Consider the following 16,132-nt stretch of genomic DNA (forward strand, 5'->3'; position numbering starts at 1 on the left):
GCGCCGACAGCCCCTACGCGTGAGGAGCCCCGTGAGCGACGACGCCCTGCACCAGGAACTCCTCGACCTGGCCCGGGAGGCGGCCCGCCGGGCGGGCGACCTCCTGCGGGACGGCCGTCCGGCCGACCTGGCGGTCGCGCGGACCAAGTCGAGCCCGATCGACGTCGTCACCGAGATGGACATCGCGGCGGAGAAGCTGATCACCGACCTGATCTCCGTCCGCCGCCCCGACGACGGCTTCTTCGGCGAGGAGGGCGCCGACACCCCCGGCACCAGTGGCGTCCGCTGGGTGATCGACCCCCTGGACGGCACGGTCAACTACCTCTACGGACTGCCCACCTGGTCGGTGTCCATCGCGGCCGAACGGGACGGCGAGACGGTCGTCGGGGTCGTGGCGGTCCCCATGCGCGGCGAGACCTTCCACGCGGTGCGCGGCGGCGGCGCGTGGGCCACGGGCGCGTGGGCGGGCGAACGCGCCCTGACCTGCCGCCCCGCCCCGCCGCTGGACCAGGCCCTGGTCTCCACCGGCTTCAACTACGTCTCCGAGGTCCGCACCCACCAGGCCGAGGTGGCCGCCCGGCTCATCCCCCTGCTCCGCGACATCCGCCGCGGCGGCTCGGCCGCCGTCGACCTGTGCGACCTGGCGGCGGGCCGGCTGGACGGCTACTACGAGCGCGGCCTGCACGCCTGGGACTACGGGGCGGGGGACCTCATCGCCAGGGAAGCGGGCGCCCTGACCGGTGGACGCCCCGGAGAGCGCCCCTCGACCGCCCTGACGCTCGCCGGCACCCCCGGCGTCTTCGAGCCCCTCCAGCGGCTCCTGGAGGACTTCGGCGCCTGGCACGACTGACGCACGACTGACCGCCCGCGAGTGCCTGCGCACGCGAAGGGACCCCGGCGCTGGATTCGCCGGGGTCCCTTCGCTCGCTCACGGGCCGGTCGGACGCTACGCGCCGACTTCCACGCCGTGCTCGGCGGCGAGACGGCGCAGGTCGTCGAGTTCGCCCTGCTCGACCTCGACGAGGAAGTCGTCGCCCTCGTCACGAGCCCGCGTCAGGTCGGACTCGGTCGCCTTTATGCGCTGCAGAAGTCCCGTGGTGAATGCGTCCATGCTGCGCCCCCTCGTCCTGGGTCGGTGGGTCGGTGGCACGGGGGTGTGCCGTTCGGAAGGGGCGATCACGTCTCCATCAGGTGCCCGGCACAGTCCCGCCGGGCGGCGACGGTGCCGAACACCCACGCCCACTCTGCGGAAAGCGGATTGCGCCGTGCCGCATGGTGTTGCGGCACAAGCAGAGCGTGATCGCGGGGTATGAACCGTCCTCCCCCCGGTCCCTTCCACGGAAACCTCAACCGGACGAAAATCTCCCGCATTCCCGCGTCCCACACCTGTCATTCATCCGGGGACAACCCGCGTTCCACCACCGCCCCGCACACCCGGCCCCCGCCTTACAGCCGACTTACGGACGAAAAAGGCAGGATGGAGGCACACACCCCGGAAGACCCCTGCCCGTCGTGCGCCGGTTCGGCCCGCGCGGGTGGACACAGGAAGGAAAACGACGTGCGCGTACTCGTCGTCGAGGACGAGCAGCTGCTCGCCGATGCGGTGGCCACCGGACTGCGCCGGGAGGCCATGGCCGTCGACGTCGTGTACGACGGCGCGGCCGCCCTGGAGCGCATCGGCGTCAACGACTACGACGTGGTCGTCCTCGACCGCGACCTCCCCCTGGTGCACGGCGACGACGTCTGCCGCAAGATCGTCGAACTCGGCATGCCCACGCGCGTGCTGATGCTCACGGCCTCCGGTGACGTCAGCGACCGGGTCGAGGGCCTGGAGATCGGCGCCGACGACTACCTCCCCAAGCCCTTCGCCTTCAGCGAGCTGATCGCACGCGTGCGTGCCCTCGGCCGGCGCACCAGCGTCCCCCTGCCGCCGGTCCTGGAGCGCGCCGGCATCAAGCTCGACCCCAACCGCCGCGAGGTCTTCCGGGACGGCAAGGAGGTCCAGCTCGCGCCCAAGGAGTTCGCCGTCCTGGAAGTGCTGATGCGCAGCGAGGGCGCCGTCGTCTCCGCCGAGCAGCTGCTGGAGAAGGCCTGGGACGAGAACACGGACCCGTTCACGAACGTCGTGCGCGTCACCGTGATGACCCTGCGCCGGAAGCTGGGCGAGCCGCCCGTCATCGTCACCGTGCCCGGCTCGGGCTACCGGATCTGATCCCCCATGGCCGCAACACCCGCGCCGCCCCAGGCGCCCCCGAAGCCCACCTGGGACCCGAGGACGCCGCACCTCCCCTTCCCGTGGCTGCGCCCGACCATCCGCATACGGCTCACGTTGCTCTACGGCGGCATGTTCCTGATCGCCGGCATCATGCTGCTGTCGATCATCTACCTGCTGGCCGCACACGCGCTGAACGTGGGCAGCGAGCTGCCCTTCAAGGTCCTCTCCGGCTCGGTGGGCAGCAGCACCTGCAACCTCCCGTCCCAGCCGTCGGCGACCGAGCTCAACAATGCGATGAACGCGTGCGTCAACCAGCAGCGCCAGCACGCCCTCGACGACCTCCTCAGCCGTTCCCTCCTCGCGCTCCTCGGCCTCGCCGTGATCGCGTTCGCCTTCGGGTACGCCATGGCCGGCCGTGTGCTGTCGCCGCTCGGCCGGATCACCCGGACCGCGCGCGCGGTGGCCGGTTCGGACCTGTCGCGGCGCATCGAGCTGGACGGCCCGGACGACGAGCTCAAGGAGCTGGCCGACACCTTCGACGACATGCTGGAGCGGCTGCAGCGGGCCTTCACCGCCCAGCAGCGGTTCGTCGGCAACGCCTCGCACGAGCTGCGCACCCCTCTGGCGATCAACCGCACGCTGCTGGAGGTCCACCTCTCCGACCCGCACGCGCCGGTGGAGCTGCAGCAGCTGGGCAAGACGCTGCTGGCCACCAACGAGCGCAGCGAGCAGCTCGTGGAGGGCCTGCTGCTGCTCGCCCGCAGCGACAACCAGATCGTCGAGCGCAAGCCCGTCGACCTCGCCGAGGTGGCCGCGCAGGCGGTCGACCAGGTGCACGCGGAGGCGGAGGCCAAGGGCGTCGTGATCCGCGGGGAGCAGAAGCCGGCCGTGGTCCAGGGCAACGGCGTGCTGCTGGAGCGGATCGCGCTGAACCTGGTGCAGAACGCCGTGCGGTACAACGTCCCCGAGGACGGCTGGGTGGAGGTCACCACCGAGGTTCAGCACGGCCAGGCGGTTCTGGTGGTGTCGAACACCGGGCCGGTGGTACCCGCGTACGAGATCGACAATCTTTTCGAACCCTTCCGACGGCTGCGCACCGAGCGCACGGGCAGCGACAAGGGCGTGGGCCTCGGCCTCTCCATCGCCCGGTCCGTGGCCCGCGCGCACGGCGGGCACATCTCGGCACAGCCTCGCGAGGGGGGTGGACTGGTGATGCGGGTCGCGCTCCCCATCTGAGACCATGTCGCCGACATACGGGCCTGTTCGCTTTGCGCGGAATTTTCCGACCTGGAAAAGACCGGGGAAGAGGGGGTCCCGTGTGTGATCGATCACAAGGGCGATTTTCCGGCCATCTACTCTCCGTGATCATGGAGGCCGCCGGAAAGCCGGGAAAATCCGGGTTTTCGGGTGTCTTGAACACGGGAAGTACAGGTGGAGACGCCTTTGAAGTGCGGCACAAGGACCGTGTACGGTCCGGTTCGCCATCCAAGCCGATCACTCTTGAGGGGTCCGATTGGGTGTCGATTGAGTAACAGACCTTGATGTGAGGCAAAATCTCCGCCTCGAGGCGGGCACAAGTCCGGCCTCTCACGCGTTACGTGCGCTGGAGACACCCGCAGACACCCAGAGGGGGAGAGCGAAATGGCAACGGATTACGACACCCCACGCAAGACCGACGACGACGTGGACTCCGACAGCCTTGAAGAGCTGAAGGCCAGGAGGAACGACAAGTCGACCTCGGCGGTCGACGTCGACGAGTTCGAGGCCGCAGAGGGCCTCGAACTGCCCGGAGCCGACCTCTCCAATGAGGAGCTGGCCGTCCGGGTACTGCCCAAGCAGCAGGACGAGTTCACATGCATGAGCTGCTTCCTGGTGCACCATCGCAGCCAGCTGGCCCGGGAGAAGAACGGTCAGCCGATCTGCCGCGACTGCGACTGAGGCCGGGTCGGCCGTGACTGGCTCGACCCCACCTCGGAAGCGCCGCTTCCTCCTGTCGGGAGCGGACAAGGGACCGATGGAGGGTCCCCACGCGCGTGACGACGAGCGGGGCTCATCCGGTACGACACCCGGGGACACCGGGATCGCCGGATCTGCCTCGCTCGCCTCGGCCGACCGGGCTGACCTCCCGGAGCCGTACCAGAACGAGCCCGCGCCCGTCGCACGGACGGGAGTGCCCCCGGTCCAGCGCAGCCGTGGCCGGGGGAAGGCCGCGGCCTTCCGTGACATGGCGCGCGAAGGCGTCCGCAAAACCGGCAGCCGGGCCCGCGCGGGCCTGGCCTACCTCGCCGACCGGATCATCGACAACGCCCCGCGGATCCCCGTACGCGACCTCGCGACGCTCCGCAGACAGTTCCCGGGTCTGGGACCCGAGCAGCTCGCCGACAAGCTCGTCGCGGGCGCGGCGAGCGCCACCGCGACGGTGGGAGCGGGCGTCGGAGCCGCCGCCATGCTGCCGGTGCCGCCCGCCATGCCGACCGAACTGGCCGCCGAGATCACCGGCGTGGCCGCGATCGAGCTGAAGCTGATCGCCGAACTCCACGAGGTCTACGGCGTACGCCCGCCCGGCAACCTCAAGGAGCGCACCACCGCCTACCTGAACTCCTGGTCGGGGGAGCGCGGGGTCGACGTGGCGAGGCCGTCGAGCTTCGGCGGCGCGGTCAACACCCGCATGAAGCAGCAGATGCGCCAGCAGATCATGAAGCGCGTGGTGCGTGACCTGCCCAACCTGATGCCCTTCATGGTCGGCGCCGCCGTGGGCGCGGTCATGAACCGCAGGGACACCAGAAGGCTCGCCGAGCGCATCCGCAAGGACCTGCGCACCATCCAGGTGCCCTGGGACGCGCTGCCCGAGCAGCCGCCCCTGGAGGCGCCGAGGCACCCGCTGGAGCTGGAGGACGGCGCTGTGGGCTAGCGCCCCGCCGCCTGCCTCACAGGCCCTGTGCGGCAGCTTCCCGGGCCGCCTTGATGGCCTCGGCGAGCCGCTCGGGCTCCCGCGTCGACAGGTACAGGTAGGGCGTCGGGTCCTCGGGGTCGGTGACCTCCACCTTCAGCGCCCGCGGGATGTACGCGCGCAGCAGCAGGAACGCGCGCGTGTCCGCCTTGTAGGTGCGCCAGGCCCGCGCCTCCTCCGGCTCCAGGACCTCCGCCTCGCCCAGCGCCGTGACCGGCACCTTCGCCTCGCCCGCGATGAGCGAGCCGCCCACCACGCGGATGCGGACCGACCCGTAGGAACTCGCCACGACCGCCGCGGCCGCCGTACCGCCGACCAGGCCGCCGAGCAGGGGCAGCGTGCCGAAGGGCAGCAGGATCAGGGCGAAGGAGACCCCGATCAGGAACGAGACGACCCACCAGGAGCGGGGGGCGGTGAGGCGTTCTTCGTAAGGGGCGGTGGAGAGCTGCATGGAGCCAAGCTTGGCACGGTGTCCGGATATGGCCGACGCGCGGGTAAGGTCTGCGGCTGTGAGTGGTACTTCCGCAGCTCTCCAGCCTCCCGCCGACGCGGCCCGACCCGTACGGCACCCCGATGCTCCCGCCCCCGGCGAGCTCCTCGGCGCGCACTACGGACAGTGTTTCGGGTGCGGCGGCGAGCAGCCCCACGGCCTCCACCTGGAGGCTCGGGCCGGCGAAGGCGTCACGATCACCGCCGAGTTCACCGTGCAGCCCGCTCACCAGGGCGCCCCCGGCCTCGCGCACGGCGGGGTGCTCGCGACCGCGCTGGACGAGACGCTCGGCTCCCTGAACTGGCTGCTGCGGACCATCGCCGTGACGGGCCGGCTGGAGACGGACTTCGTGCGGCCGGTGCCGGTCGGCACCACCCTGCATCTGACGGCCGAGGTCACGGCGGTGGCGGGCCGCAAGATCTACTCGACCGCCGTCGGGCGTCTTGACGGCCCCGAGGGCCCGGTAGCGGTGCGCGCCGACGCCCTCTTCATCGAGGTCAAGGTCGATCACTTCATCGACAACGGCCGTCCCGAGGAGATCCAGGCCGCCATGAGCGACCCCGATCAGCAAAGGCGTGCCCGCGCCTTCGAGGTGAACCCGTGAGCCGTGACCCCGTGAACGTGCTGATCCGGCGCGTCGACGCGGACGTACCGCTTCCGTCGTACGCGCACCCCGGCGACGCGGGAGCCGACCTGCGCACCACCGAGGCGTGCGAACTGGCGCCCGGCGAGCGGACCGTGCTGCCCACCGGGGTGTCGATCGCCCTCCCGGAGGGGTACGCGGCCTTCGTGCACCCCCGATCCGGTCTCGCCGCCCGCTGCGGTGTCGCTCTCGTGAATGCCCCGGGGACGGTTGATGCCGGGTACCGTGGGGAGATCAAGGTGATCGTGGTGAACCTCGACCCGCGCGAGAGCGTACGGTTCGAGCGCTTCGACCGGATCGCCCAACTGGTCGTCCAGCAGGTCGAGAAGGTCCGCTTCCAGGAGGTGGCGGAGCTTCCCGGCTCGGCGCGGGCCGAAGGGGGCTTCGGGTCCACCGGAGGGCATGCGGCGGTGGCCGGTGAGAACAGCACAAGCGGTCAGGCCGCCGTGGGCGGCACTACGGGTGGGAATCGATACGCTTCGGTCGTATCCGACCGGGAAGGACAGTGACGTGTTCGGACGTCGCAAGAAGAAGGGTGCCGCCGACGACGCGGCCGGCGAGGCCGAGCAGGTCGTCGACAGTGTCGACACTGAGGCGGACGACGTGGCGGAGGAGGCCGAGCGCGAGCGCGTGCGGCTGGAGCCCGAGCCGCGGCCCGACGGACCCTGGGACAGCACCGAGGTGCGCGACCCCGCCGAGGGCCGCGTGGACCTGGGCGGACTCTTCGTGCCCGGTGTCGACGGCATGGAGCTGCGCGTGGAGGTGGCGGGGGACGCGATCGTCGCCGCGACCGTGGTGCTGCGCGACAGCGCCATCCAGCTGCAGGCCTTCGCCGCCCCCAAGCGCGAGGGCATCTGGGGCGAGGTGCGCGAGGAGATCGGCACCGGCATCACCCAGCAGGGTGGCATCGTCGACGAGGTCGAGGGCCCCCTCGGCTGGGAACTGCGCGCCCAGGTGCCGGTGCAGCTGCCGGACGGCACGGGCGGCTTCCAGGTCGTCCGGTTCGTCGGCGTGGACGGTCCCCGCTGGTTCCTGCGGGGCGTGATCTCGGGCCAGGGCGCGGTGCAGCCGCAGGCGGCCGGGCTGCTCGAGCAGATCTTCCGGGACACGGTCGTCGTCCGCGGCGAGGGCCCGATGGCCCCGCGCGACCCGATCGTCCTGAAGCTGCCGAACGACGCGCAGATGGTCCCCGAGGGCGTCCAGCAGGAGGAGTCCTCGCGCTTCTCCGGCGGCATGGGCCAGCTGCAGCGCGGTCCGGAGATCACCGAGGTCCGCTAGCCGACGAGAGTTTCCAGGGAGCCGCACCCCGAGGGGTGCGGCTCTTTCATATGCGTGACCTCTTGACGCTCCCTTGGTCTGTACCTACCGTCTCGATCCAACGCGCTTGTTCATAAAGGCGCTTGGCGTTCACATACGAGAACGGGAGCCCCCCACCCATGCGCAGAACCGCTCTCCTCGCATCCGTCTCCGCCCTTGTTGTGGGCATGATTGCCTGGCCCGCCGCCCGCCATGCCGAGGCCGCCCCCACCGCCTTCGTCCACCCCGGCGTCACCGTCTCCGCCGCCCAGCTGGACTTCGCCCGCGGCAAGGTGAACTCCGGCGCCCAGCCCTGGAAGGGCGCCTTCGACCAGATGATGGCGAGCAAGTACGCCGACCTGAACCGCACGCCGAAACCGCGGGCCACGGTCGAGTGCGGCTCCTACTCCAACCCCGACTACGGGTGCACGGACGAACGCCAGGACGCGATCGCGGCCTACACCGACGCCCTCGCCTGGTACATCACCCGCGACGACCGGTACGCCAAGAAGTCGATCCAGCTCATGGACGCCTGGTCCGCCGTGATCAAGGAGCACACCAACAGCAACGCGCCCCTGCAGACCGGCTGGGCCGGCTCCTCCTGGCCGAAGGCCGCCGAGATCATCAAGTACACCTACACCGGTGGCTGGGCGAACTCCGGCCGCTTCGCGACCATGCTCCGCGACGTCTACCTCCCCGAGGTGATCAACGGCTCCAACTCCAACGGCAACTGGGAGCTGTCGATGATGGAGGCCGCCGTCGGCATCTCCGTCTTCCTGGAGGACAAGGCGTCGTACGACAAGGCCATGGCGAAGTTCCGCACCCGCACCGCCGCCTACGTCTACCTCTCCTCCGACGGCGACCTGCCCAAGACGGTCCCCGGCCAGAACCTCGACACCAAGGCGAAGATCGTCAACTACTGGCAGGGCCAGTCCACCTTCGTCACCGGCCTCACTCAGGAGACCTGCCGCGACTTCACCCACACCGGGTACGGCATCTCCGCGATCTCGCACATCGCCGAGACCAGCCGCATCCAGGGCCAGGACCTCTACGGCACCGACGTCGGCGAACGGCTGCGGCAGGCGCTCGGCTTCCAGTCCAAGTACCAGCTCGGCGCGGCCGTCCCCGGCTGGCTGTGCGGCGGATCGCTGAACCTCGGCCTCGGCCCCGTCACCGAGGTCGGCTACAACGCCCTCCACAACCGGCTGGGCATCGCCATGACCAACACCCAGACGCTGACCCAGCAGCAGCGCCCGGCCGGCAGCAACAACCTCTTCGTCGCCTGGGAGACCCTCACCCACGGCGACAACCCCGCCTGAACCCGTTGATCGGCCGGGCGCCGGCGGCGATACTGGCGCCCGGCCGACGGGGGAGAAGACATGGGCAGCCAGGTGGTCACCGAGACCATGGTGCGCGTCGAGAACGTCCACAAGACCTACGGGCGCGGCGCCGCCGCCGTGCACGCGCTGCGCGGCGTCTGCCTGGACATCCCGCGCGGCGAGCTCGTCGCCCTCAAGGGCCGCTCGGGCTCGGGCAAGACCACGCTCCTCAACATCGTCGGCGGCCTCGACGCCCCCGACGAGGGCAGGATCGTCGTCGACGGACTGGACCTGGCCGAACTGGGCGAGGACGGCCTGCTGGCCCTGCGCCGGGACCGCATCGGCTTCGTCTTCCAGTCCTTCGGCCTCATCCCCATCCTCACCGCCGCCGAGAACGTCGGCGTCCCCCTGCGGCTGCGCCGCGCCGAGGTCCGCGAGCGCGAGGAGCGCGTCGAACTGCTCCTCTCCCTGGTGGGCCTCGCCGACCACGCCGGACAGCGGCCCGGCGAGCTCTCCGGCGGCCAGCAGCAGCGGGTCGCCATCGCCCGCGCCCTCGCCAACAGCCCCGCGCTGCTCATCGCCGACGAACCCACCGGCCAGCTGGACGCCGAGACCGGGCACGCCGTCATGCAGCTGCTGCGCGCCGTCGTCCACAGCGAGAACGTCACCGCGCTGGTCGCCACGCACGACGCGACCCTGCTCGACCTCGCCGACCGGGTGCTGGAGCTGAGCGACGGCGAGATCGTCGAGCACTGAGGCACCGCGCGTCAGAGTTGCGTCAAAGACGGTCTCCTGGCCGGTCAGGGGACGATATGCCGTGATTGTTGGCCGTAAGGTCGACGCTGCGCAGGCGGCAGTCACCGGAAGACAATGAGGCCATGGGACGCGGCAAGCTTCGGATCTACCTCGGTGCGGCACCGGGCGTCGGCAAGACCTACGCCATGCTCTCCGAGGCGCACCGGCGAGTGGAACGCGGCACCGACTGCGTGGTGGCCTTCGTCGAGCACCACGGCCGGCCGCGCACCGAGGTGATGCTGCACGGCCTGGAGCAGGTCGAGCGCCGCGCCCTGGAGCACCGCGGGGCCGTCTTCACCGAGATGGACGTCGACGCCGTACTGCGCCGCGCACCCGCCGTGGCCCTCGTCGACGAACTCGCCCACACCAACGTCCCCGGCTCCCGCAACGCCAAGCGCTGGCAGGACGTCGAGGAACTCCTCGCCGCCGGCATCGACGTCGTCTCGACCGTCAACATCCAGCACCTGGAGTCACTCGGCGACGTCGTCGAGTCCATCACCGGGGTACGGCAGCGGGAGACCGTGCCCGACGAGGTGGTGCGCAGGGCCGACCAGATCGAGCTGGTCGACATGTCGCCGGAGGCCCTGCGCCGCCGTATGGCGCACGGCAACATCTACACCTCGGACAAGGTCGACGCGGCCCTGTCCAACTACTTCCGCCCCGGCAACCTCACCGCCCTGCGCGAACTGGCGCTGCTGTGGGTGGCCGACCGGGTCGACGAGTACCTCCAGCGCTACCGCAGCGAGCACCGGGTGTCGAAGATCTGGGGTTCGCGGGAGCGGATCGTGGTCGGGCTGACCGGCGGTCCGGAGGGACGCACGCTGATCCGCAGGGCCGCACGGCTGGCGGAGAAGGGCGCGGGCGGCGAGGTGCTGGCGGTCTACATAGCCAGCAGCGACGGCCTGACCTCCGCCTCGCCCGACGAACTGGCCGTGCAGCGCACCCTCGTCGAGGACCTGGGCGGCACCTTCCACCACGTCGTGGGCGACGACATCCCGGCCGCCCTGCTCGCCTTCGCCCGCGGGGTCAACGCCACCCAGATCGTGCTCGGCGTCTCGCGCCGCAAGAGCTGGCAGTACGTGCTCGGGCCCGGAGTCGGCGCCACCGTGGCCCGGGACTCCGGCACCGACCTCGACGTCCACCTCATCACGCACGACGAGGCCGGCAAGGGGCGCGGGCTGCCCGTTGCGCGCGGCGCCCGGCTGGGGTGGTCCCGGATCATCTGGGGCTGGGTGGTCGGGGTGGCCGGCCCCGCGATCATGGCCGTGCTGCTCTACACCGTCCACCTCGGCCTCGCCAACGACATGCTGCTGTTCCTGGCGGTGACGGTCGCGGCGGCCCTGCTCGGCGGCCTGCTGCCCGCGCTGGCCTCTGCGGCGGTGGGCTCCCTGCTGCTGAACTACTTCTACACACCGCCCCTGCACCGCTGGACCATCGCCGACCCGAAGAACATCGTCGCCATCGTCATCTTCGTGGCCGTCGGGGCCTCCGTCGCCTCGGTCGTCGACCTCGCCGCCCGCCGCACCCACCAGGCGGCCCGGCTGCGCGCCGAGTCGGAGATCCTGTCCTTCCTCGCGGGCAACGTGCTGCGTGGCGAGACCGGCCTGGAGGAGCTGCTGGAGCGGGTGCGCGAGACCTTCGGGATGGAGTCGGCGGCCCTGCTGGAACGCTCCGGCGACCACGACCCCTGGACCTGCGCGGGCCGGGCCGGGACCGGACCGCCGGTCGGGCGGCCGGAGGAGGCCGACGTGGACGTGGCGGTCGGCGACCACATGGCGCTCGCCCTGACCGGCCGGGTGCTGCCCGCCGAGGACCGCCGGGTCCTGGCCGCGTTCGCCGCGCAGGCCGCCGTCGTGCTGGACCGCAGGCGCCTGCTGGAGGAGGCCGACCGGGCCCGCGCGCTGGCCGAGGGCAACCGGATCCGCACGGCCCTGCTCGCCGCCGTCAGCCATGACCTGCGCACCCCGCTCGCCGGCATCAAGGCCGCCGTGTCGTCCCTGCGCTCGGACGACGTGGCCTGGTCCGAGGAGGACCGGGCGGAGCTGCTGGAGGGCATCGAGGAGGGCGCCGACCGCCTCGACCACCTCGTCGGCAACCTCCTCGACATGTCCCGCCTGCAGACCGGCACGGTCACCCCGCTGATCCGCGAGGTCGACCTCGACGAGGTGGTGCCGATGGCGCTGGTCGGGGTGGACGAGGACAGCGTCCGGCTGGACGTCCCCGAGACCCTCCCCATGGTCGCCGTCGACGCCGGGCTGCTGGAGCGGTCGATGGCCAACCTGGTGGAGAACGCCGTCAAGTACAGCCCGCCGGGCAAGCCGGTGCTGGTCGCCGCGAGCGCCCTCGCCGACCGGGTCGAGGTCCGGGTCGTCGACCGCGGCCCCGGCGTCCCCGACGAGGCCAAGGACCGCATCTTCGCGCCCTTCCAGCGCTACGGCGACGCCCCGCGCGGCGCCGGCGTGGGCCTCGGCCTCGCGGTCGCCCGCGGCTTCGCCGAGGCCATGGGCGGCACCCTCGAAGCCGAGGACACCCCCGGCGGCGGCCTCACCATGGTCCTCACCCTGCGTGCGGAGGCACCGCACGCGACGGAAGCCGTACTGTCGCCGCAGGAACAGCCGGAAAGGCAGGCCACATGACCCGGGTGCTCGTGATCGACGACGAGCCGCAGATCGTGCGCGCCCTCGTGATCAACCTCAAAGCGCGCAAGTACGAGGTCGACGCGGCGCACGACGGCGCCACCGCCCTCCAGCTGGCCGCCGCCCGCCACCCCGACGTGGTCGTCCTGGACCTCGGCCTGCCCGACATGGACGGCGTCGACGTCATCCGCGGCCTGCGCGGCTGGACCCGGGTGCCGATCCTGGTGCTCTCCGCCCGGCACACCTCCGACGAGAAGGTGGAGGCCCTCGACGCGGGCGCCGACGACTACGTCACCAAGCCCTTCGGCATGGACGAGCTCCTCGCCCGGCTGCGCGCCGCCGTCCGCCGCGCCGAGCCCGTCGGGGCCGGCGAGGACGAGGTGACGACCGTCGAGACCGAGGAGTTCACCGTCGACCTGGCCGCGAAGAAGGTCAACCGCGGCGGCAGGGACGTCCGGCTGACACCCACCGAATGGCATCTGCTGGAGGTGCTGGTGCGCAACACGGGACGGCTGGTCGGCCAGCGGCAGCTGTTGCAGGAGGTGTGGGGGCCGTCGTACGGGACGGAGACCAACTACCTGCGGGTGTACATGGCGCAGCTCCGCCGGAAGCTGGAGTCTGATCCGTCACATCCCCGGCATTTCATCACCGAACCGGGCATGGGGTACCGGTTCGAGAAGTAGCAGCTGCGGGCCCGGGAGCGGCGGTGACCGGGCCGGTTCGGCGCGGTGCCCCGCGGGTACGAAGGTCTCAGTGCACCCCGGTACGCTTCAGATATGAGTGCTGTTCCTCGTTCCGAAAAGCCGGTGGGCCGGTTCCGGCGCATGCTCGACCGGCTCTCCTCCTCGCAGGAGGACCTGGAGTCCGAGGAGCTGCGAGAGGATGCCGCGACGGCGGGATGTACGCGGATCGGTGACTGCCACGACCGACAGATCGTCACGGTTACTGGTACCTTGCGCACGGTCACCCTACGGCCGCGCGCGGGCGTCCCGGCCCTGGAGGCAGAGCTCTTCGACGGCTCCGCCGCGCTGGACGTGGTGTGGCTCGGGCGGCGTTCCATCGTCGGGATAGAGCCCGGGCGCAGACTGATCGCATCGGGCCGGATCTCGATGAGCCGGGGCCGCCGGGTGCTGTTCAATCCGAAATACGAACTGAGACCCCTCGGACGGGAGTAGCCGGTGACGTCGCTCGACAAGCCGACCGAAGACACTCAAGCCGACGACGCGCGGGCGGTCACCGAGGCCGCCCTGTTCGAGGCGTTCGGCGGAGTGCGGGGCATGGTCGAGACGGTGCTGCCCGGCCTCCTCTTCGTCACCATCTTCACGATCACCAAGGACCTGCACTGGTCGGCCATCGCCGCCCTCGCGGTGTCCCTGCTGCTCGTGGTCGTCCGGCTGGTCATGCGGGACACCGTCAAGCACGCGTTCAGCGGCGTCTTCGGCGTCGCGTTCGGTGTCGTGTTCGCGATGATGACGGGCAACGCCAAGGACTTCTACCTCCCCGGCATGCTCTACACGCTGGGACTGGCGCTGGCGTACATCGTCACGACCCTGTGCGGCGTCCCGCTGATCGGCCTGATCCTCGGCCCGGTCTTCAAGGAGAACCTCTCCTGGCGCACCCGCAACCCCGGCCGCAAGAAGGCGTACGCGAAGGCCAGTTGGGCCTGGGGCCTGATCCTGCTGGCCAAGTGCGCGATCCTCTTCCCGCTGTACTGGTGGGCCAACACCGCGCAACTGGGCTGGGTGCTCGTCGCGTTGAAGATCCCGCCGTTCCTGCTGGCGGTCTGGCTGACCTGGGTCTTCCTGGCGAAGGCGCCCGCGCCGATCGACGTGTTCGCGGAGATGGAGGCGGAGGAGGCTGCCGCGGCGGAGGCGGAGAAGGCGGAGAAGGCTGAGGCTGCGGGGGGTCGGCACCGTCGGGAGGGCTGAGCTCGGCGTGTGTGCGGGCGTCGCTGGGGGCTGCCGCCCCCAGACCCCCGCTTTCGGCCCTGCGGGCCTCGTCCTCAATCGCCGGACGGGCTGAAAATGTCGCGGACGGAGTGAAACGGTGAGGGCGCCCCTGGATCCAGGGGCGCCCTCACCGTCGTATCGCGGCGTCGCTAGTCCGTCACGTCCTCCCGGCGGACCGACAGCAGGTCCTCCAGTTGTTCCTCGCGGGCCTGGGCGGCGACGAACAGGAGTTCGTCGCCCGGTTCCAGGGAGTCGTCGCGGGACGGGGTGAGGACGCGGGTGCCTCGGATGATGGTGACCAGGGAGGTGTCCTCCGGCCACTCGACGTCGCCCACCTGCGTGCCGGCCAGGGCCGACTCCTCCGGGAGGGTCAGTTCGACGAGGTTGGCGTCGCCGTGGCTGAAGCGCAGCAGGCGGACCAGGTCGCCGACGCTCACCGCCTCCTCGACCAGGGCCGACATCAGGCGGGGGGTGGAGACGGCGACGTCCACACCCCAGGACTCGTTGAAAAGCCACTCGTTCTTGGGGTTGTTCACCCGGGCCACGACCCGCGGGACGCCGTACTCCGTCTTCGCCAGCAGGGACACGACCAGGTTGACCTTGTCGTCGCCCGTCGCCGCGATGACGACGTTGCAGCGCTGCAGCGCCGCCTCGTCCAGGGACGTGATCTCGCAGGCGTCGGCCAGCAGCCACTCCGCCTGGGGGACGCGCTCGACCGAGATGGCGGTCGGCGCCTTGTCGACGAGGAGGACCTCGTGACCGTTCTCCAGCAGCTCGCCCGCGATCGAGCGGCCCACCGCGCCGGCACCGGCAATGGCGACCCTCATCAGTGACCGCCCTCCTCTTCGGGACCCTTGGCGAAGGACGCCTCGACCTTGTCGACCTCGTCGGTGCGCATCATCACGTGCACCAGGTCGCCTTCCTGCAGCACCGTCTGCGAGGTGGGCAGGATCGCCTCGCCGAGGCGGGTCAGGAACGCCACGCGGATGCCCGTCTCCTCCTGCAGCTTGCTGACCTTGTGGCCGACCCAGGCGGCGGAGGCGTGCACCTCGGCGAGCTGCACACCGCCGGTGGGGTCGCGCCACAGCGGCTCGGCCCCCGAGGGGAGCAGCCGGCGCAGCATCTGGTCGGCCGTCCAGCGGACGGTGGCCACGGTCGGGATGCCCAGGCGCTGGTAGACCTCCGCGCGGCGGGGGTCGTAGATCCGGGCCGCGACGTTGTCCACGCCGAACATCTCGCGGGCGACGCGCGCCGCGATGATGTTGGAGTTGTCTCCGCTGGAGACGGCGGCGAAGGCGCCGGCCTCCTCGATGCCGGCCTCGCGCAGGGTGTCCTGGTCGAAGCCGACGCCGGTGACCCGGCGGCCGCCGAAGCCCGGGCCGAGGCGGCGGAAGGCGGTGGGGTCCTGGTCGATCACGGCGACCGTGTGCCCCTGTTGCTCCAATGTCTGGGCCAAAGCGGAACCCACTCTTCCGCAGCCCATGATGACGATGTGCACGACCGTCCTTCCGAATGTCCAAAAACTACTGCTCGGCATCAGGGTCTCAGACCGACGACCAAGCTACACACGCGCGGTACGACGCCGGGAGCCCCGTGCACGGTTGCTGTCATGTCCGCGACCTCAGCGGCGGCCGATGCTGCGGACGCTCGCAAGTGTCAGGAATCCGAGGCCCACGAGGGTCGCGGCGGCACCGATCAGTTCTGCGGGGGCGTGCATGGAACCTCCAGAGGTCGGCGACGGCCGGGAAAGTGGGCGGTGTTTGTCATATAGGCACGCGCACGCGCTGAGCTGCGGAATCCGCAGCCGGAGCCGTCCGCGATTTCACCCGGTGGGCAGAT

Annotated in this window: 18 protein-coding genes; 14 read left to right on the plus strand and 4 right to left on the minus strand. The window is 70.9% G+C overall.

Going from position 1 to position 16,132, the window contains the following annotated elements; all coding sequences use genetic code 11:
- The first annotated feature begins 31 nt into the window (after positions 1-31).
- Complete coding sequence (locus M8J74_RS32585; RefSeq protein ID WP_249839890.1) at positions 32-850, plus strand: inositol monophosphatase family protein; 819 nt, start codon at positions 32-34, stop codon at positions 848-850.
- Between the two features lie 96 nt (positions 851-946).
- Here M8J74_RS32585 and M8J74_RS32590 read toward each other — a convergent pair whose 3' ends face one another.
- Positions 947-1,111 carry a hypothetical protein gene (locus tag M8J74_RS32590; protein WP_174267099.1) on the minus strand — a complete coding sequence of 55 codons (165 nt, stop codon included), beginning with the start codon at positions 1,109-1,111 and terminating at the stop codon, positions 947-949.
- A gap of 447 nt (positions 1,112-1,558) precedes the next feature.
- On the opposite strand from M8J74_RS32590, the gene M8J74_RS32595 reads away from it, so the two are divergent.
- From M8J74_RS32595 to M8J74_RS32610, 4 genes are all read left to right on the plus strand, one after another.
- Positions 1,559-2,212 (plus strand): response regulator transcription factor, encoded by a 654-nt coding sequence (locus tag M8J74_RS32595; RefSeq protein ID WP_003993508.1) that lies wholly within the window; start codon positions 1,559-1,561, stop codon positions 2,210-2,212.
- Positions 2,213-2,218: 6 nt separating this feature from the next.
- The gene (locus M8J74_RS32600) at positions 2,219-3,451 is read left to right on the plus strand and encodes a sensor histidine kinase (RefSeq protein WP_249839891.1); all 1,233 of its coding nucleotides are present in this window, start codon (positions 2,219-2,221) and stop codon (positions 3,449-3,451) included.
- A 405-nt stretch (positions 3,452-3,856) separates the two neighbouring features.
- A complete protein-coding gene (locus tag M8J74_RS32605) occupies positions 3,857-4,153 on the plus strand; it encodes a DUF4193 domain-containing protein (protein WP_005481602.1) in 297 nt (98 codons plus the stop codon).
- A 13-nt stretch (positions 4,154-4,166) separates the two neighbouring features.
- Entirely contained in the window at positions 4,167-5,126 is a 960-nt protein-coding gene (locus M8J74_RS32610; RefSeq protein ID WP_249839892.1) for a hypothetical protein, read from the plus strand.
- A gap of 16 nt (positions 5,127-5,142) precedes the next feature.
- On the opposite strand, the gene M8J74_RS32615 is transcribed toward M8J74_RS32610, so the two are convergent.
- Positions 5,143-5,616, minus strand: coding sequence for a DUF3093 domain-containing protein (locus M8J74_RS32615; protein WP_058922501.1), 474 nt, complete (start codon positions 5,614-5,616; stop codon positions 5,143-5,145).
- A 58-nt stretch (positions 5,617-5,674) separates the two neighbouring features.
- On the opposite strand from M8J74_RS32615, the gene M8J74_RS32620 reads away from it, so the two are divergent.
- The 9 genes from M8J74_RS32620 to M8J74_RS32660 all read left to right on the plus strand — a co-directional run bounded on the left by M8J74_RS32620 (position 5,675) and on the right by M8J74_RS32660 (position 14,272).
- Entirely contained in the window at positions 5,675-6,259 is a 585-nt protein-coding gene (locus tag M8J74_RS32620; RefSeq protein WP_249839893.1) for a PaaI family thioesterase, read from the plus strand.
- Positions 6,256-6,807 (plus strand): dUTP diphosphatase, encoded by a 552-nt coding sequence (gene dut, locus M8J74_RS32625; protein ID WP_249839894.1) that lies wholly within the window; start codon positions 6,256-6,258, stop codon positions 6,805-6,807. The genes M8J74_RS32620 and dut overlap by 4 nt, the downstream gene beginning before the upstream one ends.
- Before the next feature lies 1 nt (position 6,808).
- The gene (locus tag M8J74_RS32630) at positions 6,809-7,576 is read left to right on the plus strand and encodes a DUF3710 domain-containing protein (protein ID WP_058922498.1); all 768 of its coding nucleotides are present in this window, start codon (positions 6,809-6,811) and stop codon (positions 7,574-7,576) included.
- A 158-nt stretch (positions 7,577-7,734) separates the two neighbouring features.
- On the plus strand, positions 7,735-8,913 hold the full coding sequence (locus M8J74_RS32635; RefSeq protein ID WP_249839895.1) for an alginate lyase family protein: 1,179 nt from the start codon (positions 7,735-7,737) through the stop codon (positions 8,911-8,913).
- Between the two features lie 60 nt (positions 8,914-8,973).
- Positions 8,974-9,669: an ABC transporter ATP-binding protein gene (locus M8J74_RS32640; protein ID WP_249839896.1), complete on the plus strand. Its 696-nt coding sequence runs from the start codon at positions 8,974-8,976 to the stop codon at positions 9,667-9,669.
- 122 nt (positions 9,670-9,791) lie between these two features.
- Positions 9,792-12,344 (plus strand): ATP-binding protein, encoded by a 2,553-nt coding sequence (locus tag M8J74_RS32645; protein ID WP_249839897.1) that lies wholly within the window; start codon positions 9,792-9,794, stop codon positions 12,342-12,344.
- Positions 12,341-13,027, plus strand: a complete 687-nt coding sequence (locus M8J74_RS32650) for a response regulator (protein ID WP_058922494.1) — start codon at positions 12,341-12,343, stop codon at positions 13,025-13,027. Before M8J74_RS32645 ends, M8J74_RS32650 begins: the two co-directional genes overlap by 4 nt.
- A 93-nt stretch (positions 13,028-13,120) precedes the next feature.
- Positions 13,121-13,519 carry an OB-fold nucleic acid binding domain-containing protein gene (locus tag M8J74_RS32655; protein ID WP_058922493.1) on the plus strand — a complete coding sequence of 133 codons (399 nt, stop codon included), beginning with the start codon at positions 13,121-13,123 and terminating at the stop codon, positions 13,517-13,519.
- 3 nt (positions 13,520-13,522) lie between these two features.
- Positions 13,523-14,272: a DUF3159 domain-containing protein gene (locus M8J74_RS32660; RefSeq protein ID WP_249839898.1), complete on the plus strand. Its 750-nt coding sequence runs from the start codon at positions 13,523-13,525 to the stop codon at positions 14,270-14,272.
- A 170-nt stretch (positions 14,273-14,442) separates the two neighbouring features.
- Here M8J74_RS32660 and M8J74_RS32665 read toward each other — a convergent pair whose 3' ends face one another.
- The gene (locus M8J74_RS32665) at positions 14,443-15,120 is read right to left on the minus strand and encodes a potassium channel family protein (RefSeq protein ID WP_058922491.1); all 678 of its coding nucleotides are present in this window, start codon (positions 15,118-15,120) and stop codon (positions 14,443-14,445) included.
- The gene (locus tag M8J74_RS32670) at positions 15,120-15,791 is read right to left on the minus strand and encodes a potassium channel family protein (RefSeq protein ID WP_058922490.1); all 672 of its coding nucleotides are present in this window, start codon (positions 15,789-15,791) and stop codon (positions 15,120-15,122) included. The genes M8J74_RS32665 and M8J74_RS32670 overlap by 1 nt, the downstream gene beginning before the upstream one ends.
- Between the last annotated feature and the right edge of the window lie 341 nt (positions 15,792-16,132).

The sequence above is a fragment of the Streptomyces panaciradicis genome (assembly GCF_023516615.1).
Classification (GTDB): Bacteria; Actinomycetota; Actinomycetes; order Streptomycetales; family Streptomycetaceae; genus Streptomyces; species Streptomyces panaciradicis.